The sequence below is a fragment of the Buttiauxella sp. AC038 genome, from assembly GCF_979253565.1.
Map to the genome: position 1 here is coordinate 799391 of NZ_CEEDCQ010000001.1, position 24744 is coordinate 824134.

The following is a 24744-nucleotide window of genomic DNA, read 5'->3' on the forward strand; positions in this document are numbered from 1 at the left end:
CACTTACTTGAGTAAGCTCCTGGGGATTCACTGCGTCGCCGCCTGCCTGCAACTCGAATTATTTTGGGTGTAAATCCGATAGACAAGTTACCATTCCAGGCTAAGCTTGCTGCCAGACGTCCGTGTATTTTGCGGGTGTAATGACAGTGGAATGTAGCATGGAGGAATTACAGTGAAGTTTAAAACCCTGGCATTAGCCGCTTTAGTGGGATTAGGTTCGGTTCCGGCGTTGGCCGACGAGTTGCCAAATGGCCCACATGTTGTGACATCCGGCACCGCTAGCGTGGATGCTGTTCCTGACATTGCTAAGCTCGCAATCGAAGTCAATGTATCAGCCAAAGATGCTGCATCAGCTAAAAAACAAGCTGACGATCGTGTTGCACAATACCTGACATTCTTGCAGCAAAGTGGCATCGAGAAGAAAGACATCAATGCTGCCAATCTTCGTACTCAACCAGAATATGAATATCTGAAGGATGGTAAAACGCAGCTTAAAGGCTACATTGCCGTGCGTCAGGTGGATGTCACGCTGCGTAAACTCGACAAAATGAACGAGTTGCTTGATGGCGCATTAAAAGCAGGTCTTAACGAAATTCGTTCTGTTTCTCTGGGTGTTGCGAACCCGGAATCATACAAAGACAAAGCGCGTAAAGCCGCTATCGACGATGCCGTTCGCCAGGCTAAACTGCTGGCCGAAGGCTTTAGCAGCAAGTTGGGCCCAGTTTATAGCGTGCGTTACCATGTCTCTAACTACCAACCAGCGCCGATGGTGCGGATGATGAAAGCTGACGCGGCTGCGCCGGTTTCAGCCCAGGATACCTACGACCAGCAAACTATTCAGTTTGATGACCAGGTTGATGTGGTGTTTGAGCTGGAACGCGCTAAGAGCGAGCAGTCTGCACAATAAATGGTGAATGGCGCTTGCGCTTATCCACCCTGTAAAACTGCAAAAATGTAGGTCGGATAAGCGTTATCGTCATCCGACAAAACAAGAAGGCCGCTAAATATTAGCGGCCTTCTTCTATTCTGCGTCCTGTCGTAGAACTTTATGCCCGTATTCCAGCAGTGCGTCGGTAACGTTGCGCATCATGCGGCTTTCCGGTGCAAAACGGTGCCAGTACAGCATACGGCGTTGCATCAGGCCTGGCGTCAGGTCAATCAGCTCACCGCTATTAATCTCTCTTTCGATTTGCAGATGCGGAATCATGCAGCATGTGGTGCCCTGGCGAGCCAGTTGCACAAAGGCTTCTGACGAGTTAACGATATGGCACGGTACGCTGCCCGGTGACAAATCGAAGTTTTGCTGCAAGAACGCCTGGTGCATATCGTCGAGATGGTCAAACGCGACAGCAGGGGCTTTTAGCAGGGCAGAACGCGTGACGCCGTTCGGGAAATAGCGCGCGGCAAAATCTTTTGAACCGACAAACAAATAATCCAACGCACCCAGTCTGTCGACCAGGCAGCTTGGCAGCGGCTGTGGCTGAATGGACACCGCACCGACTACTTCACCACGACGCAGGCGTTCTTGTGTTCGGGTTTCATCTTCCACCTGAAGATTCAGGCGGATAGGGGAGTCGGCAAGCACAGGCGCGAGCGCTGGCAGCAGCCAGGTAGCCAGACTGTCGGCGTTGACCGCAAGAGACAGAAGGAGTGGTGTGGAACCAGTTTGCTCATCGCCCAACCACTCTTCTTCAAGCAATTCCACCTGGCGCAATAACGCCAATAGCTTTTGTCCTTGTTCGGTTGGACGAGGAGGCACGGTGCGCACTAACAATGGCTGGCCGAACATATTTTCCAGTTGCTTGATACGTTGTGAAACGGCTGATTGAGTGATGCAGAGCTTTTGTGCCGCACGCTCAAAACCACGTTCACGAATAACTGCATCCAGCGCCTGTAGTGTTCTATAGTCCGGGCGTTTCATTGTTGTTAGCTGACTCCTGTTTTTGTTATCCCAGCACTATGACATAAATTTGCACTCGATCCAGACCAAAACCACAAAGATCGGATGAGTTCAGCCATTCACGGGGACAATCTCATGGCTCTTGCACTATAATGCGCGTCAGTTTTCATAGCACACAGGCAAAAAACCATGACGCAGGATGAACTGAAAAAAGCAGTCGGCTGGGCAGCATTACAATACGTGCAACCAGGCACGATCGTTGGTGTGGGTACCGGCTCAACGGCCGCACACTTTATTGATGCTCTCGGGACTATCAAACATCAGATTGATGGTGCTGTTTCAAGCTCCGACGCTTCCACCGCCAAACTGAAAAGCCTTGGTATAACTGTTTTTGATCTTAACGAAGTTGACTCACTGGGCATCTACGTTGATGGCGCAGATGAGATCAACGGCCAGATGCAAATGATCAAAGGCGGTGGCGCCGCTCTGACCCGTGAAAAAATCATCGCGTCTGTGGCGGAAAAGTTTATCTGTATCGCTGATGCGTCTAAGCAGGTGGGTATACTCGGTAATTTCCCGCTGCCAGTTGAAGTGATTCCAATGGCGCGTAGTTGTGTGGCTCGCCAACTGGTCAAACTGGGCGGCCGCCCTGAATACCGCCAGGGTGTGGTGACCGATAACGGCAACATCATTCTTGATGTTTATGGCCTGAGCATTGCCGAGCCAATCGCACTGGAAAATGCGATTAACGGCATCCCTGGTGTCGTGACGGTTGGCCTGTTTGCTAACCGTGGTGCGGATGTGGCGTTGATTGGTACTGCCGATGGCGTGAAAACCATTGTGAAATGATATGACCGGGGCGCAGTAGCGCCCCTTAAAATGAATAAAAAATGACAAAATAATCTAACGCTAAATTTGGTGACATATGTCACATTATTAACAACTGTCTACTTTTCATTCCTGGTTATCTTCCCTGATTAGCATTTTCTGCTGCCCTATACGCCTTATTCCTTTTCTGACGAGATGCCTGCGCAATCGTTTATATTGCCCCGCCCGTAATTTTTGATATTTTGGCAGAAGGGTGTCTTATCACACAGCACAACATCAGTTCTAAAAATAGGGTCGGGAAATGGCAAAAGTATCACTGGATAAAGACAAGATTAAATTCCTGCTGGTGGAAGGCGTACACCAGAAAGCCGTGGATAACCTTCGCGCAGCAGGCTATACCAACATCGAATACCATAAAGGCGCGCTGGACAGCGAAGCCCTGAAAGAGTCGATCCGTGATGCGCATTTCATTGGTCTGCGTTCCCGCACTAACTTAACTGAAGATGTTCTGGCTGCTGCTGAAAAGCTGGTGGCGGTGGGTTGTTTCTGCATCGGTACTAACCAGGTTGACCTGAATGCTGCGGCTAAACGCGGCGTGCCAGTGTTTAATGCTCCGTTCTCCAACACGCGTTCTGTTGCTGAACTGGTTATTGGCCAACTGTTGCTGCTGATTCGTGGTGTGCCAGAAGCTAATGCTAAAGCACATCGTGGTGTGTGGAATAAAGTGGCTGTGGGTTCTTATGAAGCGCGCGGCAAGAAACTCGGTATCATTGGTTACGGCCATATCGGGACTCAGTTGGGTATTTTGGCTGAAGCGCTTGGCATGAACGTCTTCTTCTACGATATCGAAAACAAACTGCCGTTAGGCAATGCCACTCAGGTGCAGCACTTGTCTGATTTGCTCAATATGAGCGACGTAGTCAGCCTGCATGTGCCTGAAAACGCCTCCACCAAAAATATGATTGGTGCCAATGAACTGGCATTAATGAAACCAGGCGCGCTGCTTATCAATGACGCACGTGGCACTGTGGTGGATATTCCTGCCCTGTGTGATGCTTTAGCACGTAAGCATCTGTCTGGCGCGGCAATCGATGTGTTCCCAACTGAGCCTGCGACGAACAGCGATCCGTTTAACTCACCACTGTGTGAATTTGATAACGTGATCCTGACTCCGCACATCGGCGGTTCTACTCAGGAAGCGCAGGAAAACATCGGTCTGGAAGTGGCTGGCAAGCTGGCGAAATACTCTGACAACGGTTCCACATTGTCTGCCGTGAACTTCCCTGAGGTTTCCCTGCCATTGCACGGTGGAAGCACCAGCCGTTTACTGCACATTCACGAAAACCGCCCGGGGATTTTGACCGCGCTTAACCAGATTTTTGCCGACCAGGGCATCAACATCGCCGCTCAGTACCTGCAAACAACGCCGCAAATGGGTTATGTGGTGATAGATGTGGACGCTGAAGAAGATGTTGCTGAAGCTGCACTGAAATCTATGAAGGCGATTCCAGGCACTATTCGCGCTCGTCTGCTTTACTAATCTCAAATCTACGGGAGCCTGCATGGGCTCCTGTTTTTTCTTAAAGTCCTTTTCCTAAGTTGTTTTTTTAGCCTGTCCCACGGATAGTTACGCTTTTAGCCAGGCGGCGAAACAACATGACCAGTACATTCTTAAAATCCGGTGCCTTTATACTGCTGTTGATTCTCATCTATACGGGCCTTAGCACCGCAGACAGGCTTACCTGGCTGATGGAAGTCACGCCGGTCATTATTCTCGTCCCTCTGCTTTTAGCGACTCACGCTCGCTACCCGCTGACTCCGCTGCTGTATACGCTGATTTTCTTCCACGCCATTATTTTGATGGTCGGCGGTTTGTATACCTACGCGAAAGTACCCATTGGCTTTGATGTGCAGGAATGGTTCGGCCTGAGCCGCAACCCGTATGACAAACTCGGCCATTTCTTCCAGGGACTGGTTCCGGCTCTAGCTGCACGGGAAATCCTGATTCGTGGTGGCTATGTCCGTGGGCGTAAAATGGTCGCGTTTCTGGTCTGCTGCGTAGCGCTCGCCATCGGTGCATTGTATGAACTCATTGAATGGGCGGCGGCGTTGTCATTAGGGCAGGGTGCAGATGAGTTTTTGGGTACGCAGGGCGATGTCTGGGACACGCAATCAGATATGTTTTGTGCGCTTCTCGGTGCGTTGTTTACGGTTTTGATACTGCAATACTGGCACACAAAGCAGTTACTGAAACTGCGTGTAGCCTGAGTTTACCACTGCCAGATACGCGATGGCGTGACCACCGCAGGCAGCGGGATATCCCACTCTTGCGCAGGTAACACCGGAACGTGCTGGCAATCGTGTGCCAGCCCAACTGGCCACAAGCCATGCTGCTGCCAGTTCTGCAACGTACGGTCGTAAAAGCCGCCACCCATTCCCAGCCTCTGCCCTTGTTCGTCGAACGCGACCAGCGGCGTAATCAGCACATCCAGTTTATCTAGCGGCAGCACGTCACGCACATCAAGTTTAGGCTCAAGGATTTTCAGACGATTCATCACCAGATGGCTATCCTCGGCATAACGCAGGAACAGCAAATTGCCTTTACTAAAGGGATGCAGGACGGGCAGGTAAACGGTTTTTCCCGCGTGCCATAAGGCGCGTATCAGTGGCGTGGTATCTAGCTCACCGTCAAACGACAAAAACACAGCGACCGTCGCAGCTTTCGCAATGGGCTCATAAGCAAGCATGCGCACAGCGGCAAGTTCAGCAAAATGGTGTTGTTCAGTTGGCGTGAGTGCACGGCGTCGTTGCCGAATGTGTTGTCGGATTTCTGAGCGAAGCGATGGGATTAGCTGAATTTTCGTCATGGTGATGACTAATTTGGTAGAAAGAGGGAATCTCCGAGATGCCGCCGCAGGCTGTAACCCTTGAACCCTTGGTTCAAGGTGAGTGCAGCGTCAGAATCATCAGGCTTCTCGGACGGACCGAGCATGCTCACAGAATCTGGATCACCACACTCTTGTGGTATGAAATATCGGCTCAGGGGACTGGCCCGCATGCAAACATCTCAGAGAAATTTGGTCTTCAAAGTCACTCTACCATAGGTAACTGTGAAGTGTTATTCAAAATTTGGACCCTGTCTTTCTGTTATGCGACCTTGCTCAAGCAACGCTTGTTCGATGGTCTGCTGTAACATCCGAATACGTTCTTCCATATTGGAAGCGTAGTCGCGGGTTTTCGATTTTTCCTGAGCCAGTTCGTAGCAAATGTTCAGTGCTGCGATGAAAACTAACTGCTCAGTATTTGTGACTCTAGTGCGAACTTTTAAATCTTGCAACCGCTGATTAAGCTCTTCGGCCGCAAGATTCAGTGCATCCTGTTGTTCAGGCGGACAATTCACGCGCAATGAACGACCGAAAATTTGGATATCGACTGGTTGTGCAGACATGCCACCTTCCTGCTGTTAACTCGCCTGCCTCTCGCTAACCTGTGCCAGGCTACGAAAGGGGCGTCACTATAGCTATCCCGAAATGAAGATACAAGCCCTTTTCTGGTGCCTTGGGGTCCCTGGTGGTAGCATAACATGAACTATCCCTGCCAACGATGGCGAATGCGCATGTCTATACAGAACACTATGCCTGACTACGACTTAGTCGGCCAACTATTGAACCAACAAGGTGTGGGCCTGACGGCCTCTGAAATGCACGGCTTGATTAGCGGTATGCTGTGCGGTGGCAACAAAGATACCAGCTGGCAGCCACAGCTACACGACCTGACAAACGAAGGGCTGGCCTTTGGTCAAAACCTTGCCGACACATTGCGCCAAATGCACGGTGCAACGAGCGATTCGCTGGAAGATGACGGTTTCCTGTTCCAGCTTTACCTGCCCGATGGCGACGACGTTACCGTATTCCAGCGTGCCGACGAACTGGCGGGTTGGGTAAACCACTTCCTGCTGGGCCTTGGCGTAACGCAGCCAAAGCTCGATAAAGTCACCGGCGAAACCGGGGAAGCTATCGACGATCTGCGCAACATTGCGCAATTGGGCTACGACGAGGATGAAGATCAAGAAGAGTTGGAAATGTCACTCGAAGAGATTATCGAGTATGTGCGCGTTGCGGCATTGTTGTGCCACGACACCTTCACGCGCCAGGTTCCGACCGCGCCAGAAGTGCAAAAACCCACTCTGCATTAATCATTATTAGCTTCAGGAGGTGTGATGAATCAGCACGAATTTCTCCGGCGCCGTCAGGCGTTGTTAGCCAAAATGGCACCGGCAAGCGCCGCGCTCATCTTTGCCGCTCCCGAGGTAACACGCAGTGCCGACAGTGAGTACCCGTATCGCCAGAATAGCGATTTCTGGTACTTCACGGGTTTCAATGAACCGGAAGCGGTATTGGTGCTGATTAAAAGCGACGAAACCCATAATCACAGCGTGCTGTTCAATCGCCTGCGCGATAAAACCGCAGAAATTTGGTTTGGGCGTCGCCTTGGCCAGGAAGCGGCACCCGAGAAACTGGGCGTTGACCGTGCGCTGGCATTTTCCGAAATTGATGAGCAACTGCATCAGTTGCTCAATGGTCTCGATGTTGTCTATCACGCGCAGGGCGAACACGCTTACGCTGACACCATCGTTTTTGCCGCCCTTGATAAACTGCGCCGTGGCTCACGCCAGAATCTTGCCGCCCCCGCGACATTGACCGACTGGCGTCCGTGGGTTCACGAGCAGCGCCTGTTTAAGTCGGAAGAAGAGATAGTCGCCATGCGCCGCGCCGGGGAAATCACGGCACTCGGGCATACCCGTGCGATGGAAAAATGCCGTCCGGGGATGTTTGAATACCAGCTCGAAGGCGAAATTCTTCACGAATTTAATCGCCACGGTGCGCGCTTCCCGTCTTACAACACCATTGTTGGCAGCGGCGAAAACGGCTGCATTTTGCATTACACCGAAAATGAAAGCCAAATGCGTGATGGCGATTTGGTGCTGATCGACGCCGGTTGTGAATACAAAGGTTATGCCGGTGACATTACCCGCACCTTCCCGGTGAACGGTAAATTTAGCGCACCTCAACGGGCGATTTACGACATCGTTCTTGAGTCACTGGAAACCGCTCTCCAGCTCTACCGCCCGGGCACCTCAATGCAAGAAGTCACCACGCAGGTGGTACGCATTATGGTTAACGGCCTGGTCAACCTTGGGATTCTCAAAGGCGATGTTGACCAGCTGATTACTGATAACGCCCATCGTCCATTCTTTATGCATGGCCTGAGCCATTGGCTGGGGCTGGATGTGCATGACGTCGGTCATTACGGTAAAGACCGCTCACGCCTGCTTGAACCTGGCATGGTGATTACCGTTGAGCCTGGTTTGTATATTGCGCCAGATGCCGATGTGCCCGCTGAGTACCGTGGTATCGGTATTCGTATCGAAGACGATATCCTCATCACCGCTGACGGTAACGAAAACCTGACGGCAAGCGTGGTGAAATCGGCGGATGACATTGAAGCGTTAATGGCGGCGGCACGGCACTCATGAGCGTGATTATTGTCGGTGGCGGTATGGTGGGTGCGACGCTCGCGCTGGCTATATCGCATTTGACCCAGGGAAAGTTGCCGGTTCATCTGATTGAAGCGGTAGCACCTAACTGTGCGGCGCACCCTGGTTTTGATGCGCGCGCCATCGCCATTGCGCAAGGGACGTGCCAGCAATTAACCCGCATCGGGGTGTGGCCTGCCATTCAGGACTGCGCGACGGCTATCACAACTGTTCATGTCAGCGATCGCGGGCATGCTGGTTTTGTTACGCTGGAAGCGCAGGATTATCAGATTCCTGCACTGGGGCAAGTGGTCGAACTGCATGATGTTGGGCTGCGGTTATTTGCGTTGTTACGCAAAGCGCCTGGCGTGACGTTGCATTGCCCGCAGCGTGTCGCGTCCTTTACTCGTGAAACCGATAAAGTGAGCGTTAAGCTCGATAATGGCGAATGCATTGAAGGCCAATTGTTGGTGGCTGCAGATGGTTCTCGCTCACAGCTTGGTGCGCAGTGTGGCATGACCTGGCAGCAGCAGGCTTATCAGCAAGTGGCGGTTATTGCCAACATCACCACATCGCAGCCCCATAATGGTCGTGCTTTTGAGCGTTTTACCGAGCATGGGCCGCTGGCAATGTTACCGATGTCTGATGGGCGATGTTCGCTGGTCTGGTGCCATCCTCTGGCGGCTCAGTCTGGAATTGCGCAGTGGGATGACGAGCGGTTCTGCAATGAACTGCAACGCGCATTTGGCTGGCGGCTTGGGCGCATCACCCATGCAGGCGCGCGTGCGCAATATCCTCTGGTATTAACCACGGCCACGCAGTCGGTTTCTCACCGTGTTGTGCTGGTGGGCAATGCTGCGCAAACTCTGCATCCGATTGCCGGACAGGGCTTTAACCTGGGTTTGCGCGATGTGATGTCGCTGGCTGAAAACCTGGCGGTGGCACATGAAGCATCTCAGGATATTGGCGGCTATGGCGTTTTGGCTGAATATCAGCAGCGCCGCCATGAAGACAAAATTGCCACCATTGGTGTGACCGATGGCCTGGTGCAGCTGTTTGCTAACCATTGGGCTCCGCTTGTCGTGGGGCGCAATCTCGGGCTGATGGCGATGGAACATTTTACTCCGGCACGTGATTTGCTGGCTATGCGTACCCTCGGTTTGGTTGCACGTTAAAACAGGTTTTTAAGGAGAGTCAATTTGCAAAGCGTTGATGTGGCGATTGTTGGTGGTGGCATGGTTGGACTGGCGGTTGCCTGTGGTCTGCAAGGCAGCGGCTTGCGTGTTGCGGTGCTGGAGAACCATCTCCCACAGCCGCTGGCACCTGAATCTGCACCCGCTTTGCGCGTTTCGGCCATCAATGCCGCCAGCGAAAAACTGCTGACTCACCTTGGCGTCTGGCCGAAAATTATCTCCCAGCGTGCCAGTTGCTATCACGGCATGGAAGTGTGGGATCAAGACAGCTTCGGGCATATCGCGTTTGATGATAAATCCTTTGGTTTCAGCCATCTTGGCCACATTATCGAAAATGCGGTGATTCACCATGCATTGTGGCAACGCGCCGAACAGTGCAGCGATATCACTTTGATGTCCCCGGTTGAATTGCAGCAAGTTGCCTGGGGCGAAAACGAAGCATTCATTACCCTTAAAGATGGTGCCATGCTGACTGCACGCCTGGTCGTCGGGGCTGATGGTGCCAACTCCTGGCTGCGCAACCAGGCCGATATCCCGCTCACTTTTTGGGATTATAAACACCATGCGCTGGTGGCAACTATTCGCACCGCTGAACCCCATCAAGCGGTAGCTCGCCAGGTGTTTCATGGCGAGGGGATCCTGGCTTTCTTGCCATTAAGCGACCCGCATTTGTGCTCCATTGTCTGGTCATTACCACCGCTTGAAGCAGAGCGTTTGCAGCAGGCGACAGCCGAAGAATTTAACCAGGTGCTCAGCGTGGCCTTCAATATGCGCCTGGGTTTGTGCAGCGTTGCAAGTGAGCGTCAGGTTTTCCCGCTGACTGGCCGCTATGCCCGCAATTTTGCCGCCCACCGTCTGGCATTGGTTGGCGATGCGGCACACACAATCCATCCGCTTGCCGGGCAGGGCGTGAACCTGGGCTTTATGGACGCCGCTGAACTGATTGATGAAGTGCGTCGTCTGCATCGCCAGGGCAAAGACATCGGTCAGCATATGTATTTACGCCGCTACGAGCGCAGCCGTAAGCACAGTGCGGCAATGATGCTTGCTAGCATGCAGGGCTTCCGTGATTTGTTTGCCGGAAGCAATCCGGCGAAGAAACTGCTGCGCGATATTGGCCTGAAACTGGCCGATACCCTTCCAGGCGTGAAACCGCAATTAGTTCGTCAGGCGATGGGTCTACACGATCTTCCAGACTGGTTAAGATAAATGCTCGTCATACTTCAAGCTGCAACGGCGTTGTCTGCACTCAGTTACCCCAGTCACTTACTTTAGTAAGCTTCCGGGGATAGCCAAGTTGGCCGCCTTGCTGCAGCTCGAATTATTTAGAGCATTCGGTGTGATAACGATCACCTTCTCTCATTTGAAAAATTCTAATCTCACCTGTTATTTCGGATTACTTTTTCTCATCCCACGTTTTTGGCGTTGTAGTGAATTTGTTTCTGAAATGGTCGTAAATGTTAGCTAACGCTAAATTCTGACTTAAACACTTCTTATTTATGCGTAGTGTCTCGCATTTTTCCAGTCGAATACTCTGCATGCTGCGCCTTCTATTTTGGTCATAAGCTAATGCTATAACGGTTTTAGCCTTATGGTTTACTCCCCCATTCAGTGGTAACTTCAGACAAAAGGTAACGTTTGCGTCGCCCTCGGGATCGAAGGCGGTGCTGGGTTTCGTCTGAAGAAAAGAAAAGCGAAATGCGCTTTTCAACCAGATGGTTAAAGAGGAAAAAATGACTCAAAAGACCCCTTTGTTTGAACAGCACAATCTCTGCGGTGCGCGCATGGTGGACTTCCACGGCTGGATGATGCCATTGCATTATGGCTCGCAGATTGATGAGCACCATGCAGTGCGCAACGATGCCGGTATGTTTGATGTCTCCCACATGACCATCGTTGACCTGAAAGGCAGCCGTACCCGCGAATTCCTGCGTTATCTCGTCGCCAATGACGTAGCCAAACTCACCCAACCGGGTAAAGCCCTCTACACCGCCATGCTTAATGCCTCCGGCGGTGTTATCGATGACCTGATTATCTATTTCCAGACCGAAGACTTCTTCCGCCTGGTGGTGAACTCTGCCACCCGTGAAAAAGATTTGGCCTGGATTAACCAACACGCCGAACCGTTCTCTGTCTCCGTTACCGTGCGTGATGACTTGTCGCTGATTGCCGTACAAGGGCCAAACGCTCAGGCAAAAGCCGCGCAGCTGTTTACCGAAGATCAACGCCAAGCGGTTGCTGGTATGAAGCCATTCTTCGGTGTTCAAGCGGGTGATCTGTTTATTGCGACCACCGGTTATACCGGTGAAGCGGGCTACGAAATTGCGATGCCAAACGAAAAAGCTGCCGAATTTTGGGCGCAGCTGGTCGAGATTGGCGTGAAACCTTGCGGGCTTGGCGCGCGTGACACGCTGCGTCTGGAATCCGGTATGAACCTGTATAGCCAGGAAATGGATGAGAGTGTTTCTCCACTGGCTGCCAATATGGGTTGGACTATCGCCTGGCAACCGGAAGACCGTGATTTTATTGGTCGTGAAGCCCTGGAGAGCCAGCGTGAGAAAGGCACCGATCAGCTCGTGGGTTTGATCATGACGGAGAAAGGCGTATTACGTAATGAGCTGCCTGTTCGCTTTACTGATGAATCAGGCAACATCTGCGAAGGCGTCATCACCAGCGGAACGTTCTCGCCAACACTGGGTTACAGCATTGCTCTGGCGCGTGTTCCGGCAGGTATCGGCGAAACCGCCATTGTGCAAATCCGTAACCGTGAAATGCCCGTTAAAGTGACCAAACCAATTTTTGTTCGCGGCGGTAAAGCTGTCGCGCAGTGAATTTGAAATCAGGAGAAAAACAATGAGCAATGTTCCTAACGAATTGAAATACAGCAAAGAACACGAATGGCTGCGTAAAGAAGCTGATGGTACTTACACCGTTGGTATCACTGAACACGCGCAAGAGCTGCTGGGCGATATGGTGTTTGTCGACCTGCCAGAAGTGGGCGCAACAGTGAGCACCGGTGATGATTGCGCCGTTGCCGAATCTGTCAAAGCGGCTTCTGATATTTACGCGCCAATCAGCGGTGAAATCATCGCAGTAAACGATGCACTCAGCGATGCGCCCGAGCTTATCAACAGCGAGCCATACGCGGCAGGTTGGATCTTTAAGATCAAAGCCAGCGACGAGTCCGAACTGGACGGTTTGCTGGATGCGACTGCGTACGAAGCGCTGCTAGAAGACGAGTAAATTCCCTTCATCCTTCGTGTTGCTGGGGTGTTGGCGTAGCTCAAACACCCCAGTCACGTACTTATGTACGCTCCTGGGAATGTTTTCACTTGCCGCCTGGCAGCAACACAAATGATTTTGGGAATCGGAATTATTCGGGTGAGCTGTACCAGCCCGGTTTTGTAGGGTGGATAAACGTAGTGCCATCCACCGCTAAAGCCCCACATGTTTCAGGAATCACCGCTCATGACCCAGTCTTTACGTCAGCTTGAAAATCACGAAGCGTTTATCGACCGTCACATTGGACCAGACGCGCAACAGCAACACGAAATGCTGGAGGCGGTTGGCGCTCGTTCGTTAAACGAGCTGATTGCTTCAATCGTTCCGGCTGATATCCAGCTTGCCGAGCCACCACAGGTGGGTGAGGCTGCAACCGAATTCGCGGCCCTGGCTGAATTAAAGACCATTGCCAGCCGCAACAAACGTTTTAAAACGTATATCGGCATGGGCTACACCGCGGTGCAAACTCCCCCGGTGATTCTACGTAACATGCTGGAAAATCCAGGCTGGTATACCGCGTACACACCGTATCAGCCTGAAGTATCACAAGGCCGTCTTGAAGCACTGCTTAACTTCCAGCAAGTAACGCTGGACCTGACGGGTCTTGATATCGCCTCTGCTTCTTTGCTGGATGAAGCCACCGCCGCAGCCGAAGCCATGGCTATGGCTAAGCGCGTTAGCAAACTGAAAAACGCCAATCGCTTCTTTGTTGCCGCTGACGTACACCCGCAAACGCTGGATGTGGTGCGCACCCGTGCTGAAACCTTTGGCTTTGACGTGATTGTTGACGACGCTGCGAAAGTGCTGGATCACCAGGACGTGTTCGGTGTGTTGCTGCAACAGGTGGGCACTACCGGCGAAGTGCATGATTACAGCGCTTTGATTGTTGAGCTGAAACAACGCAAAGTCATCGTGAGTGTTGCCGCTGACTTTATGACGCTGGTTCTGCTGACTGCACCTGGCAAACAAGGTGCCGACATCGTGTTTGGTTCCGCACAGCGTTTCGGTGTACCAATGGGCTACGGCGGCCCACATGCTGCATTCTTTGCAGCACGAGACGAATTCAAACGTTCTATGCCAGGTCGCATTATCGGCGTTTCCCGCGATGCGGCAGGCCGCACTGCGCTGCGCATGGCGATGCAAACTCGCGAGCAACATATCCGCCGCGAGAAAGCCAACTCCAACATTTGTACCTCCCAGGTTCTGCTGGCGAACATCGCGAGCCTGTATGCGGTGTTCCACGGCCCGGCTGGCCTGAAACGCATTGCCGGGCGCATCCACCGCCTGGCCGATATTCTGGCGGCTGGTTTGCAACAAAAAGGCCTCGTGCTGCGCCATAAACACTGGTTCGATACCCTGTGTGTAGAAGTGGCCGATAAAGGCGCGATTCTGGCGCGTGCTGAAGCTAATGAAATCAACCTGCGTAGCGACATTCTCAATGCAGTTGGCATCACGCTTGATGAAGCGACCACGCGTGAAGATGTGCAGGCGTTGTTCACTGTATTGCTGGGTGACAACCACGGCCTGGATATCGACAAATTAGACCAAAACGTAGCGGGCGATAGCCTGTCGATCCCAACGGGTATGCTGCGTACTGACGAATTCCTGACCCATCCAGTATTCAATCGCTACCACAGCGAAACCGAAATGATGCGTTATATGCATTCGCTTGAGCGCAAAGATCTGGCGCTTAACCAGGCGATGATCCCGCTCGGTTCATGCACCATGAAGCTGAATGCTGCCGCTGAGATGATCCCAATTACCTGGCCTGAATTCTCAGAATTGCATCCGTTCTGCCCGGCAAACCAGGCAGAAGGTTATCACCAGATGATTTCCCAGCTATCTGACTGGCTGGTGAAACTGACCGGTTACGACGCGCTTTGCATGCAGCCAAACTCAGGTGCGCAGGGCGAATATGCGGGCCTGCTGGCGATTCGTCGCTACCACGAAAGCCGCAATGAAGGCAGCCGTAATCTGTGCCTGATCCCAAGCTCTGCGCACGGGACTAACCCGGCGTCAGCGCAAATGGCGGGCATGGAAGTGGTGGTGGTGGCTTGTGATAAACAAGGTAACATCGATCTGCACGATCTGCGTCTGAAAGCAGAACAAGCGGGCGATGCGCTGTCTTGTATCATGGTCACTTACCCATCCACCCACGGCGTGTATGAAGAGACTATCCGCGAAGTGTGCCAGATCGTTCATCAGTTTGGCGGCCAGGTTTACCTGGATGGCGCAAACATGAACGCACAGGTGGGGATTACTTCTCCGGGCTATATCGGCGCGGATGTTTCGCACCTTAACCTGCACAAAACCTTCTGCATTCCACACGGTGGTGGCGGCCCAGGTATGGGTCCAATTGGCGTGAAAGCGCACCTGGCTCCGTTCGTACCAGGCCACAGCGTGGTGCAAATTGAAGAGATGTTGACCCAGCAGGGTGCGGTTTCCGCAGCGCCGTTTGGTAGCGCATCAATTTTGCCAATCAGCTGGATGTACATCCGCATGATGGGTGCGCAGGGGCTGAAGAAGGCCAGTCAGGTCGCCATTCTGAATGCGAACTATATTGCGACTCGCCTGAAATCGGCATTCCCGATTCTGTACACCGGGCGCAGCGGCCATGTGGCGCATGAATGTATTCTCGACATTCGCCCACTGAAAGAAGAGACCGGCATTAGTGAGCTGGATATTGCCAAGCGCCTGATTGATTTCGGCTTCCATGCACCGACTATGTCGTTCCCGGTTGCGGGTACGCTGATGGTTGAGCCAACGGAATCTGAAAGCAAACTGGAGCTGGATCGCTTTATCGATGCGATGCTGACAATCCGCACTGAAATCGACCGTGTTGCGCGTGGTGAATGGCCGCTGGAAGATAACCCGCTGGTTAACGCGCCGCACACGCAGGACGAAATTGTTGCTGACTGGACGCATCCATATACCCGCGAACTGGCGGTGTTCCCGGTAGGCCATAGCAATAAATATTGGCCAACTGTGAAACGTCTGGATGATGTATATGGCGACCGCAATCTGTTCTGTTCTTGTGTGCCAATGAGTGAATATCAGTAACATTTATCACGCGATACACTCTTAAGGGCGCTTCGGTGCCCTTTGTTTTATCTGTAGATCAGGAGGCAAAATGGGCGTGGTTCTGGTAACGGGCGCAAGTCGTGGCATAGGTAGGGCGACCGCTATCCTGTTGGCACAGGCTGGCTACAAAGTTGTGATTAATTATCAGCAAAGCAAACAAGCCGCTGATGAAGTGGTAAGTATTATTCGTGCGCACAGCGGCAAGGCACTTGCCATCAAAGCGGATATTGCCGATGAACTGCAAGTGACGGCGATGTTCGCCGAAATCGACAATGCTTTTGGGCCAGTGACCGCGCTGGTCAACAACGCCGGGATTTTGTTCCAGCAATCCACCATTGAAGAACTGACCGCTGAACGTATCAATCGGGTGCTGGCGACCAACGTCACTGGCTATTTCCTCTGTTGCCGGGAGGCCGTAAAACGCATGGCGTTTCGCCACGGTGGAAAGGGGGCGCGATTGTTAATGTTTCGTCTGCCGCGGCACGTTTAGGTGCTCCGGGTGAGTACGTTGATTATGCGGCGTCGAAAGGTGCGGTAGACACGTTAACCACCGGGCTTTCTGTGGAGGTCGCAGCGCAGGGTATTCGTGTAAATGGCGTGCGGCCAGGTTTTATCTATACCGAAATGCATGCTTCTGGTGGTGAACCCGGTAGAGTCGATCGCGTAAAAGATCTCTTGCCGATGAAACGTGGTGGCCAGCCAGAAGAGGTCGCACAGGCCATCGCCTGGTTGCTTAGCGATAACGCCTCTTACGTGACGGGAAGTTTCCTGGATTTAGCGGGCGGTAAATAAGACAAATGGCAGTCACCTGAATGCTTCGGTGAGCTGCCATTATTCGGGTTATTACTTTTTACCCATCTCGTCTTTAGCCATATTGTCTTTAGACATATTGTCTTTGGACATATGATCCTTAGACATACCGTCTTTTGACATATGGTCTTTCGACATGCAGTCTTTTTTCATACTGTCTTTAGAGCAGTCATGGGACATTTTCCCCATGTTATCTTTGGCCATATTATCTTTGGCCATATTATCTTTAGCCATATTATCGGCAGCATTTGCAGCCGTTACGCCAAAGAATAATGCTGAGCACATCAGGGCAGTGTAGAGTTTTTTCATTTTTTATATCCTCGTCGTTTAATTAACTACTTAGGTTTGTGAAATCAGAGTAATTCGTATGGCAGTCAACGTATCTGCCGCTTGAATTATGAAGGGTATTAACTTCCGCCGAACCAGTTATATCCCTGATCCTCCCAATAACCTCCGGGATAACGATTGGTGACTTCCATAACTAAAATATGCTTTGGGTTTTTATAACCTAACTTGGTTGGCATTCTTAATTTCATGGGGAAACCATATTTACGTGGCAATATTTCACCGTCGTAAGTCAATGCAATAATGGTTTGTGGGTGCAGCGCTGTCGCCATATCAATACTGGTGTAGTAATCGTCAGCGCATTTGAAGCTGACATAACGCGCATTTAAATCGGCACCAATGCTTTTCAGAAACAGCGAGAATGGCACGCCGCCCCATTTGCCAATGGCGCTCCAGCCTTCAACGCAGATATGGCGTGTCACCTGACTGACCTGAGCCATCTGGTGCAGTTGGGCGAGTGTCCACGGGCGTTTATCAGCCACTAAACCGGTGACTTCCAGGCGGTATGCGTCGCCATTAACCACAGGTGCTTCCTCTTCACTGTAAAAAGCATTGAAGGGGAATGGCCTTGTCATCATGCTTTCTGGATAAACCGGAGCCAAGTCATTGGCATTAAATAACCAGCCCTGCACCCGATCATTAAAACGTGATATACGGCTTAATGTGTTTTCTACCGATTGATTATCACTAATATCGCAACCGGTTAGCATCATCAAACCACCCAGCGTTAAGCCTTGTTTTAAAAAACGGCGGCGGCCTTCCGATGATAACTGCTTATTAATTTCTTGTGTGGCATCGTGAATAATGACCGCTTTATCCGAGTCAGAGAAAAGCTTATTTTTATTGTTCATCTTTTTCCCTTATCGTCCGCGTAGCATGGCGAGTAAAGTTTTTGGCACCAGCGCCACCATAATCAGGTGAATGACGACAAACCCCACCATTCCAGACATGGCATAAAAATGAATAAAACGCGCGTTGTCATAACCACCCAATAATTCGCGTAATAGTGGAAACTGCACTGATTTCCACACCACCAGACCTGAACAAACTAGAATGATCCCGTCGAACATCACGAACAGATACGCCAGTTTTTGTACGGTGTTGTAGTGGTTGAGATCCGCATGGGCCAACTTCCCACGTAGAGCAGCAAGAAAGTCCTTTATCAACTCGCGCGGCGACAGCGGCCAAAATTTGCGTTTCAGGCGTCCGCTAAAAATATTAATCAGCAGATAAGCCCCGCCATTTATGCCAAACAGCCACATTCCTGCAAAATGCCACTGCAACGCACCGCCTAACCACCCACCGAGGGTTAACTCGCCTGGAAAAGTAAAATTAAACAGTGGTGAGGCGTTATAAATTCGCCATCCGCTTGCCACCATGACAAGCATCGCCAGTGCATTCAGCCAGTGGCAAATCCTCAACCACATCGGATGTACGATAATGGGTTTAACCTGAAACGTTGGAGTATCCATCGTTTTATTTCCGGTTATTGCGTTGAAATAAGTGTGGCCTAAATCTGTTCGCCAAAGTCTCACGAAAAGTTAAATTAAATGTGATAACTCCACGCCCGTTTGTTGTATAGACTTCTTGTAATAGAGGCATAAAAGGCGAAGTGATGAAGCCCAAAAAGTTATTAATCGTCGAGGATGACGAAAATATTGCTGAACTTCTGCAACTCCATTTGCGAGAAGAAGGCTATGAGATTGTCCATGCAGCAGACGGCACTCTGGGGCTAGAACTACTGAAACAGGGCGGTTGGGATGCGCTAATTTTGGATCTCATGCTGCCTGGTGTTGATGGCCTGGAAATATGCCGCCACGCTCGCACCATGACGCGTTATACGCCGATTGTGATGATAAGCGCGCGATCCAGTGAAACACACCGGGTTTTAGGGTTGGAACTTGGCGCCGATGATTACCTGGCAAAGCCATTTTCGATGCTGGAACTTGTCGCGCGCGTTAAAGCGCTTTTCCGCCGCCAGGAAGCGATGAGCCAGAACCTGATGCAGGATGCAGGAACACTGACTTTTGACCGACTTACGATTGACCCGCTGGCGCGAGATGTGCGCCTCAGAGAACAACCTGTTGAATTGACGCCGCGCGAGTTTGACTTGCTGTGGTTTTTTGCCAAACACCCTGGCAAAGTTTTCTCCCGGCTCAATTTGCTCAACCAGGTTTGGGGCTATCAACACGAAGGTTATGAACATACGGTAAACACGCACATCAATCGGCTACGCATCAAGATTGAAGATAACCCCGCAGAGCCTGAATTCATTCTGACTGTGTGGGGAAAAGGGTACAAATTCATCGCACCGCGACACGAGTAAACCATGCGAAAACTCACTCTTTCACAGCGCCTGACTCTGGTTTTTGCGTTGTTGCTCATCACCTCTTGCTCCCTGCTGGGGTGGCTGCAAATTCGCACCAGCACGCAGTATAGCCAGGCGGTCATTCAACAGCTTTCCGGCTCACTGGCTGAACACATCAACCAGAGCTACCCGCTGCTTGGGCAAGATGGCCTGAATAATGATTCTGTGCGCACGCTGTTTGATCATCTCATGACGGTAAACCCAAGCGTTGAAGTTTATCTGTTGGATGAGAAAGGCAATATCATTGGTGATGCCGCGCCACCGGATCATATTAAACGCCATCAAGTCGATCTGGATCCGATCCAGTCAGCACTTAACGATCGGCAGTATCCGATCTACGGTGACGATCCGCGCAGTATTGATGGTAAGAAAGTGTTTAGCGTGGCACCGATGCGGCAAAACGGGCAGGTAAAAGGCTATCTGTATGTCATTTTGCTCGGTGAAAATTACAATGCGCTCGCCAGTGACGCGCAGTCGAATACGCTATTTAAAGTGGTTCTGCTTTCCATCAGCCTGGTTGCGTTATTGGGGTTGATTGTTGGGGGGCTGGCATTTCGCTGGATTACCCGGCCACTGCGCTCGCTTTCACGCCAGGTTAATGCGCTGGAAACCGGCGGAATGGCAGAAATGCAGGCTATGGCCGCGCTGCCTTCCGAAAAAATACAGAGCAATGATGAAATTAGCCTGTTACGCCAGGGGGTTATCATGATGGCGCGGCGGATTTCGGAACAATGGCACCGCCTTTCGCAGCAAGACCAGTTGCGTCGTGAGTTTATCGCCAATATTTCTCATGACCTGCGCACTCCGTTAACCTCACTTCACGGTTATCTGGAAAGTTTATCGGTTATGTCTGCAACACTTTCCGAAGCCGAGAAAAAACGGTATCTGGAAATCGCTTTAGCGCAGAGCCAGAAAGTACGGACTCTTGCACAATCATTGTTTGAGCTGGCGCGTCTGGAATATGGCGTGGTGAAGCCGCAGAAAGAGCATTTCTGCCTGAGTGAACTGTTGCAGGATGTCTTCCAGAAATTCGAACTCATGACGCAAACTCGTCAGCTGCAACTGGTGGCCGATATTCAACCTGGTTTGCCGTTAATTGATGCGGATTTGGGGATGATTGAGCGGGTGCTGACTAACTTGCTCGACAATGCGATTCGCCACACTCCAGAGCAGGGAACTGTCGCGGTACGTTTGTGGAAAGAGGGCGAAAAAGTGATGGTGCAGATTAGCGATAGCGGACCTGGCATCCCACAGGAACTGAAAGAGGGATTGTTTGTGCGCCCGTCGATTGTTAATCAGTCACACGTCAGAGTCGGTGGATTAGGGCTGATGATTGTTCGCCAGATGCTGCAGCTACACGGTAGCGATATTGCGCTGGTGGAAAGACCAGAAACGGGTGCCTGCTTCCGCTTCGCCTTGCCTGTCTAAAAAAAGACCGCTTGCCCATGCAGGCAAGCGGTAACTGGCTGGTTTAGTTGAGCGGATAAGGGGTATATACACCGTTCAGTGTGTTCAGGAATGCCACAATGTCATCAACATCTTTCTGCGGCAATGTGGTTCCAACCTGGTACTTCAACATCTCTTTAACTGCTTCATCAAGCGTGTTGACATCCCCCCTGTGGAAGTAGGGTGCGGTGAGTGCAACATTACGCAGCGTCGGTACTTTCTGACGCAGACGGTCACGTACTTCGTTGGTGACATTCATGCGTCCGATATCGGCACTGGTGACTTCACCAAAGCTAAAATCTTTTTTCAGCCCAAGGGGTTCAAACGAGCGGCCACCCAGAATTTTCCCGCTGTGGCAGGTAGCGCATTTGTTGTCTTTGAAAAGCTGATAGCCATGCTTTTGCTGTGCGGTCAGTGCCTTATCATCACCTCTTAAATACAAATCGAAAGGGGCATTCGGTGTGATAAGGGTTTTCTCAAACTCTGCAATTGCATCGGTTATTGTGGCACCGGTTAAGCCCTGCGGATATACGGCGGTAAAATCGCGGAGCAGGATTGGATCCTGGTTGAGTTTGCCTGTGATTTCATCCCAGGATTTTGAGGCCATTTCAATTGGGTTCAACGGCGGGCCACCAGCCTGTGCTTGAAGATCTGGCGCGCGCCCGTCCCAGAATTGCTCAATATTGAACACTGAGTTAAACACGGTTGGTGCATTAATCGGGCCGATAGCACCTTCTACGCCCTGCGAGGTTTTACGTCCGTCTACACCGCCTGCACCAAGCTGGTGGCAATGTGCGCAGGAAATAGTGTTGTCGCCAGAAAGGCGAGGATCGTGATAAAGCCGCATCCCCAGAGCCACTTTTTGCGCATCAACAGGAAGGGATTCAGGGATAGGCTGAACAGGTTCATTACGGCGATTTTCAGCCATATCAGGCGTCGCGTAGTAATTCAGACGCTGGTGTTTAACCCACTCAAGCAGCGTACTCCGCTCTGCTTCATACATCTCTCCTGCCCAATGAAGTGCAATGTATCGCGTGGGCGGCATGGTTTGATGCTCCATAACCCACTCTATTTTGGTGATATCGCTTTGTGGCGCGGCGGTATTGTTATTCAGACTTTCCCGGATTTGGGTCAGATTAAAGGATTTATAGCCGAGCTGGATGTCGTACTCCATTAGCTGTTTGGCTATTGGGAAGGAAGCATAAAAGGGCAGTTTTGCAGAAGGGGTATGGCAGTAATCACACCCTTTTTCCTGAAGAATATTAAGAACTTTAGTATTAAGTACCGAAGGCTCCTTTTGCGCGAACGAAGCATCAATACGCTGTTTATCATGATAGTGCACATAGCCGACCAGCCCGAGATAACACGCAGCGCCACCCACGAAAGCTATCCCCAATAGTTTTATTATTTTTTTCATTGATTTTCCCTTTCTCAGAGGTAAAGCAGAATCCGCACTCCTTAAAATCCACAGATTCCATATGGCTATGATGGTGATGAATTTAAGCGGATCGCTTGTTGCGCAGCATCAAGGGAAAAGGCAGGCCTGGGCTATCGTTTAAATAGCCTGTACCAATCAAGACAGGGGAATGAAGGGCACCAAAGTGCCCTTTTAGAGAGGATTAGATATTTTCGCCGTTGCTGGCAATCACTTCTTTGTACCAGTTAAAGCTCTTCTTGCGTGAGCGGGACATATCGCCAGTACCATCATCGTGCTTGTTCACATAGATAAAGCCGTAGCGTTTGCTGTACTGTCCGGTGGTGAAGGAAACACAGTCAATACAGCCCCAAGGGGTATATCCCATCAAATCTACGCCGTCATACGTGACCGCTTTCATCATTTCGGAAACATGAGCTTTCAGATAATCAATGCGGTAATCGTCGTTGATTGAGCCATCTTCTTCCACTTTGTCGTAAGCGCCAAAACCATTCTCAACGATGAACAGTGGTTTCTGGTAGCGTTCATACAGCTCACACAGCGCATAACGCAGGCCAACCGGGTCAATTTGCCAGCCCCAGTCAGAGGCTTTAACGTGTGGGTTTGGCACGCTGCCCTGGAAACCAGACAACGCATCGCCACTGCCACCGTCTGCTTTCACAGCATTCGTCATGTAATAGCTAAAACCAAGGTAATCACACACGCCTTCACGCAGGATCTGCTCGTCGCCTGCTTCCATTTTGATGTTGAACTCGCGGCGCTCCCACTCGTTTAACACATAAGATGGGTAGTAACCACGCAGTTGCACGTCGGTAAAGACATAACGTTCACGCATCGATTCTTGAGCGAACATTTGATCTTCTGGTTTGCAGGAGAACGGGTACAGCGGCACCATCGCCAGCATGCAGCCGATCTGCATCTCCGGATTGATGCGGTGACCAATCTTCACCGCCATAGCGCTCGCCACGAACTGGTGATGCAGAACTTGATACATCACCTCTTCTGGGTTGTCGTGCTCGGTGTAAACCACGCCAGAGCAGCAATAACCGAACAGCGGCGCACGCCAGTTGCGCTGGTTATTGATTTCGTTGAAGGTCATCCAGTATTTCACTTTGCTCTTGTAGCGTTCAAACACCACTTCGGCAAAACGAACAAAGAAATCGACCACTTTACGGTTGGTCCAGCCACCGTATTCGGTCACCAGATGGTGCGGCATTTCAAAGTGGGATAGGGTGATAACCGGCTCAATGTTGTATTTCAGCAACTCATCGAACATGTCGTCATAGAATTTGAGCCCTTCTTCATTAGGCTGAAGTTCGTCACCTTTCGGGAAAATACGCGTCCAGGCGATTGAAGTGCGGAAGCATTTGAAGCCCATCTCTGCAAACAGCGCGATGTCTTCTTTGTAACGCCCATGGAAATCAATGGCTTCATGGTTCGGGTAATATTTGCCAGGGATAACTTCCTGAGTGATTTCACGCGGCACGCCATGAGCGCCACCTGTCAATACATCACAAATACTTGGGCCTTTACCTTCTTTGTTCCAGCCACCTTCAACCTGGTGTGCAGCAACTGCACCACCCCATAAAAAATCTTTTGGTAAAGTCAGTTTTTTCATATTTTGTAATCTCACTGTCAGTGCCAGAAATAATGTGGGATACATCACAAAATGGCAGTGCATTAATAAGCTCTGGTCTGGAGTCTAGCAAATGAGATTTAATTGTCACGATATAACAAATCACGATTCATGTGATTTGTTACACGGAAAAAACAGGCTGTTTTTTTATGCCATTTTCTTAGCCAATTTACGACCGATGGTCTCTAAAATATAAATGACAGGGATTTGCGTGGTGATGTCATACACCCCGCCGACGCGTGTAAGTGGAATGTGCCAGGAGATATTAAAGTCTGCAAGCTTTGCCAGCGCTGAGTTCTCATGGCTGGTAATGGAGAGCACTTTACAGTTGTGCAGGCTGAACTGGCTGGCGAAGCGCAGGATCTCTTCTGTTTCACCGGAAACTGACAGTACAATTGCCAGGGCATTTTTCGCCATGTCATTAGTGACTGGGAAATAAGGGTCATCAATATGGTTACTGAATTTACCAACGTTAGAAAAGAAGCGTGCGCCATATTTTGCTAAGGCGCCAGATGTTCCGGCGCCGACAAATATAATACGTTCTGAAGAACAAATAATATCAACAGCACGGTCGATTAAATTATCGAACTCTTCATTATTGGTACTTTTAAAAAAGCTGATGATTTCACTTGGACCAAAATTCACCAGCTGTTCATCATTCTGTTCCAGATATAATTTAAAGCGCACACGAAATTCAGAATAGCCTTCGCAATTTAGCTTGCGGCAAAAACGCAGCACGGTAGTCGTGGAAACGCCCACCGCATCAGCCAACTCGCGGATAGTCATGTACATCACTTTGTCACGATTTTTGATGACAAAGTTATAGACCAGCATTTCCAGGCCATTGAGATTGGCAATTGCTGCATGAGTAAACATCTGGGTCT

22 protein-coding genes, 1 other RNA gene and 1 pseudogene are annotated in these 24744 nt (G+C 50.9%); 14 read left to right on the forward strand and 10 right to left on the reverse strand.

Annotation, left to right across the window (positions count from 1 at the left end):
- Positions 1-172 precede the first annotated feature (172 nt).
- On the forward strand, positions 173-907 hold the full coding sequence (locus AC0IXI_RS03850; RefSeq protein WP_064513638.1) for an oxidative stress defense protein: 735 nt from the start codon (positions 173-175) through the stop codon (positions 905-907).
- Between the two features lie 114 nt (positions 908-1021).
- On the opposite strand, the gene argP is transcribed toward AC0IXI_RS03850, so the two are convergent.
- Complete coding sequence (argP, locus tag AC0IXI_RS03855; protein WP_064513636.1) at positions 1022-1921, reverse strand: DNA-binding transcriptional regulator ArgP; 900 nt, start codon at positions 1919-1921, stop codon at positions 1022-1024.
- Positions 1922-2089: 168 nt separating this feature from the next.
- Here argP and rpiA point away from each other — a divergent pair, with 168 nt between their 5' ends.
- From rpiA to AC0IXI_RS03870, 3 genes are all read left to right on the forward strand, one after another.
- A complete protein-coding gene (gene rpiA, locus AC0IXI_RS03860; protein ID WP_134184591.1) occupies positions 2090-2749 on the forward strand; it encodes a ribose-5-phosphate isomerase RpiA in 660 nt (219 codons plus the stop codon).
- Positions 2750-3029: 280 nt separating this feature from the next.
- Positions 3030-4268 (forward strand): phosphoglycerate dehydrogenase, encoded by a 1239-nt coding sequence (gene serA, locus AC0IXI_RS03865; protein WP_064513632.1) that lies wholly within the window; start codon positions 3030-3032, stop codon positions 4266-4268.
- A 116-nt stretch (positions 4269-4384) separates the two neighbouring features.
- A complete protein-coding gene (locus AC0IXI_RS03870; protein ID WP_471681953.1) occupies positions 4385-4996 on the forward strand; it encodes a DUF2238 domain-containing protein in 612 nt (203 codons plus the stop codon).
- A gap of 2 nt (positions 4997-4998) precedes the next feature.
- Here AC0IXI_RS03870 and AC0IXI_RS03875 read toward each other — a convergent pair whose 3' ends face one another.
- The 3 genes from AC0IXI_RS03875 to zapA all read right to left on the reverse strand — a co-directional run bounded on the left by AC0IXI_RS03875 (position 4999) and on the right by zapA (position 6176).
- Positions 4999-5595 (reverse strand): 5-formyltetrahydrofolate cyclo-ligase, encoded by a 597-nt coding sequence (locus AC0IXI_RS03875; protein ID WP_471681954.1) that lies wholly within the window; start codon positions 5593-5595, stop codon positions 4999-5001.
- Between the two features lie 26 nt (positions 5596-5621).
- Positions 5622-5805, reverse strand: a non-coding RNA gene (gene ssrS, locus AC0IXI_RS03880) — 6S RNA.
- A gap of 41 nt (positions 5806-5846) precedes the next feature.
- Positions 5847-6176 carry a cell division protein ZapA gene (gene zapA, locus AC0IXI_RS03885; protein ID WP_034457736.1) on the reverse strand — a complete coding sequence of 110 codons (330 nt, stop codon included), beginning with the start codon at positions 6174-6176 and terminating at the stop codon, positions 5847-5849.
- A gap of 168 nt (positions 6177-6344) precedes the next feature.
- Between zapA and AC0IXI_RS03890 the strand changes: the two genes are divergently transcribed.
- The 8 genes and pseudogenes from AC0IXI_RS03890 to AC0IXI_RS03925 all read left to right on the forward strand — a co-directional run bounded on the left by AC0IXI_RS03890 (position 6345) and on the right by AC0IXI_RS03925 (position 16612).
- Positions 6345-6923: a YecA/YgfB family protein gene (locus tag AC0IXI_RS03890; RefSeq protein WP_134184585.1), complete on the forward strand. Its 579-nt coding sequence runs from the start codon at positions 6345-6347 to the stop codon at positions 6921-6923.
- Positions 6924-6947: 24 nt separating this feature from the next.
- On the forward strand, positions 6948-8264 hold the full coding sequence (gene pepP, locus AC0IXI_RS03895; RefSeq protein WP_471681955.1) for a Xaa-Pro aminopeptidase: 1317 nt from the start codon (positions 6948-6950) through the stop codon (positions 8262-8264).
- Positions 8261-9439, forward strand: coding sequence for a 2-octaprenyl-6-methoxyphenyl hydroxylase (gene ubiH, locus AC0IXI_RS03900; RefSeq protein ID WP_471681956.1), 1179 nt, complete (start codon positions 8261-8263; stop codon positions 9437-9439). The genes pepP and ubiH overlap by 4 nt, the downstream gene beginning before the upstream one ends.
- Positions 9440-9463: 24 nt before the next feature.
- The gene (ubiI, locus tag AC0IXI_RS03905) at positions 9464-10666 is read left to right on the forward strand and encodes an FAD-dependent 2-octaprenylphenol hydroxylase (RefSeq protein ID WP_471681957.1); all 1203 of its coding nucleotides are present in this window, start codon (positions 9464-9466) and stop codon (positions 10664-10666) included.
- 524 nt (positions 10667-11190) lie between these two features.
- A complete protein-coding gene (gcvT, locus tag AC0IXI_RS03910; protein WP_471681958.1) occupies positions 11191-12288 on the forward strand; it encodes a glycine cleavage system aminomethyltransferase GcvT in 1098 nt (365 codons plus the stop codon).
- 22 nt (positions 12289-12310) lie between these two features.
- Positions 12311-12700 carry a glycine cleavage system protein GcvH gene (gcvH, locus tag AC0IXI_RS03915; RefSeq protein WP_064513618.1) on the forward strand — a complete coding sequence of 130 codons (390 nt, stop codon included), beginning with the start codon at positions 12311-12313 and terminating at the stop codon, positions 12698-12700.
- Positions 12701-12925: 225 nt separating this feature from the next.
- Positions 12926-15799, forward strand: a complete 2874-nt coding sequence (gene gcvP / locus AC0IXI_RS03920; protein WP_471681959.1) for an aminomethyl-transferring glycine dehydrogenase — start codon at positions 12926-12928, stop codon at positions 15797-15799.
- A 70-nt stretch (positions 15800-15869) separates the two neighbouring features.
- A pseudogene (locus AC0IXI_RS03925) lies at positions 15870-16612 on the forward strand (SDR family oxidoreductase).
- Positions 16613-16663: 51 nt separating this feature from the next.
- Here AC0IXI_RS03925 and AC0IXI_RS03930 read toward each other — a convergent pair.
- The 3 genes from AC0IXI_RS03930 to AC0IXI_RS03940 all read right to left on the reverse strand — a co-directional run bounded on the left by AC0IXI_RS03930 (position 16664) and on the right by AC0IXI_RS03940 (position 18447).
- The gene (locus tag AC0IXI_RS03930; protein ID WP_471681960.1) at positions 16664-16939 is read right to left on the reverse strand and encodes a pentapeptide MXKDX repeat protein; all 276 of its coding nucleotides are present in this window, start codon (positions 16937-16939) and stop codon (positions 16664-16666) included.
- A 98-nt stretch (positions 16940-17037) separates the two neighbouring features.
- On the reverse strand, positions 17038-17826 hold the full coding sequence (locus tag AC0IXI_RS03935) for a molybdopterin-dependent oxidoreductase (RefSeq protein ID WP_134184570.1): 789 nt from the start codon (positions 17824-17826) through the stop codon (positions 17038-17040).
- Positions 17827-17835: 9 nt separating this feature from the next.
- Positions 17836-18447: a cytochrome b/b6 domain-containing protein gene (locus AC0IXI_RS03940; protein WP_064513608.1), complete on the reverse strand. Its 612-nt coding sequence runs from the start codon at positions 18445-18447 to the stop codon at positions 17836-17838.
- A 140-nt stretch (positions 18448-18587) separates the two neighbouring features.
- Here AC0IXI_RS03940 and AC0IXI_RS03945 point away from each other — a divergent pair, with 140 nt between their 5' ends.
- Both AC0IXI_RS03945 and AC0IXI_RS03950 read left to right on the forward strand, forming a co-directional pair.
- A complete protein-coding gene (locus tag AC0IXI_RS03945) occupies positions 18588-19301 on the forward strand; it encodes a response regulator transcription factor (RefSeq protein ID WP_064513606.1) in 714 nt (237 codons plus the stop codon).
- A 3-nt stretch (positions 19302-19304) separates the two neighbouring features.
- A complete protein-coding gene (locus AC0IXI_RS03950) occupies positions 19305-20771 on the forward strand; it encodes a sensor histidine kinase (protein ID WP_134184568.1) in 1467 nt (488 codons plus the stop codon).
- Positions 20772-20814: 43 nt separating this feature from the next.
- Here AC0IXI_RS03950 and AC0IXI_RS03955 read toward each other — a convergent pair whose 3' ends face one another.
- From AC0IXI_RS03955 to AC0IXI_RS03965, 3 genes are all read right to left on the reverse strand, one after another.
- On the reverse strand, positions 20815-22206 hold the full coding sequence (locus tag AC0IXI_RS03955) for a cytochrome-c peroxidase (RefSeq protein ID WP_471681961.1): 1392 nt from the start codon (positions 22204-22206) through the stop codon (positions 20815-20817).
- Positions 22207-22408: 202 nt separating this feature from the next.
- Complete coding sequence (locus AC0IXI_RS03960; RefSeq protein ID WP_134184564.1) at positions 22409-23842, reverse strand: 6-phospho-beta-glucosidase; 1434 nt, start codon at positions 23840-23842, stop codon at positions 22409-22411.
- 165 nt (positions 23843-24007) lie between these two features.
- Positions 24008-24736, reverse strand: a complete 729-nt coding sequence (locus AC0IXI_RS03965) for a MurR/RpiR family transcriptional regulator (RefSeq protein WP_064513598.1) — start codon at positions 24734-24736, stop codon at positions 24008-24010.
- Positions 24737-24744: the final 8 nt, after the last annotated feature.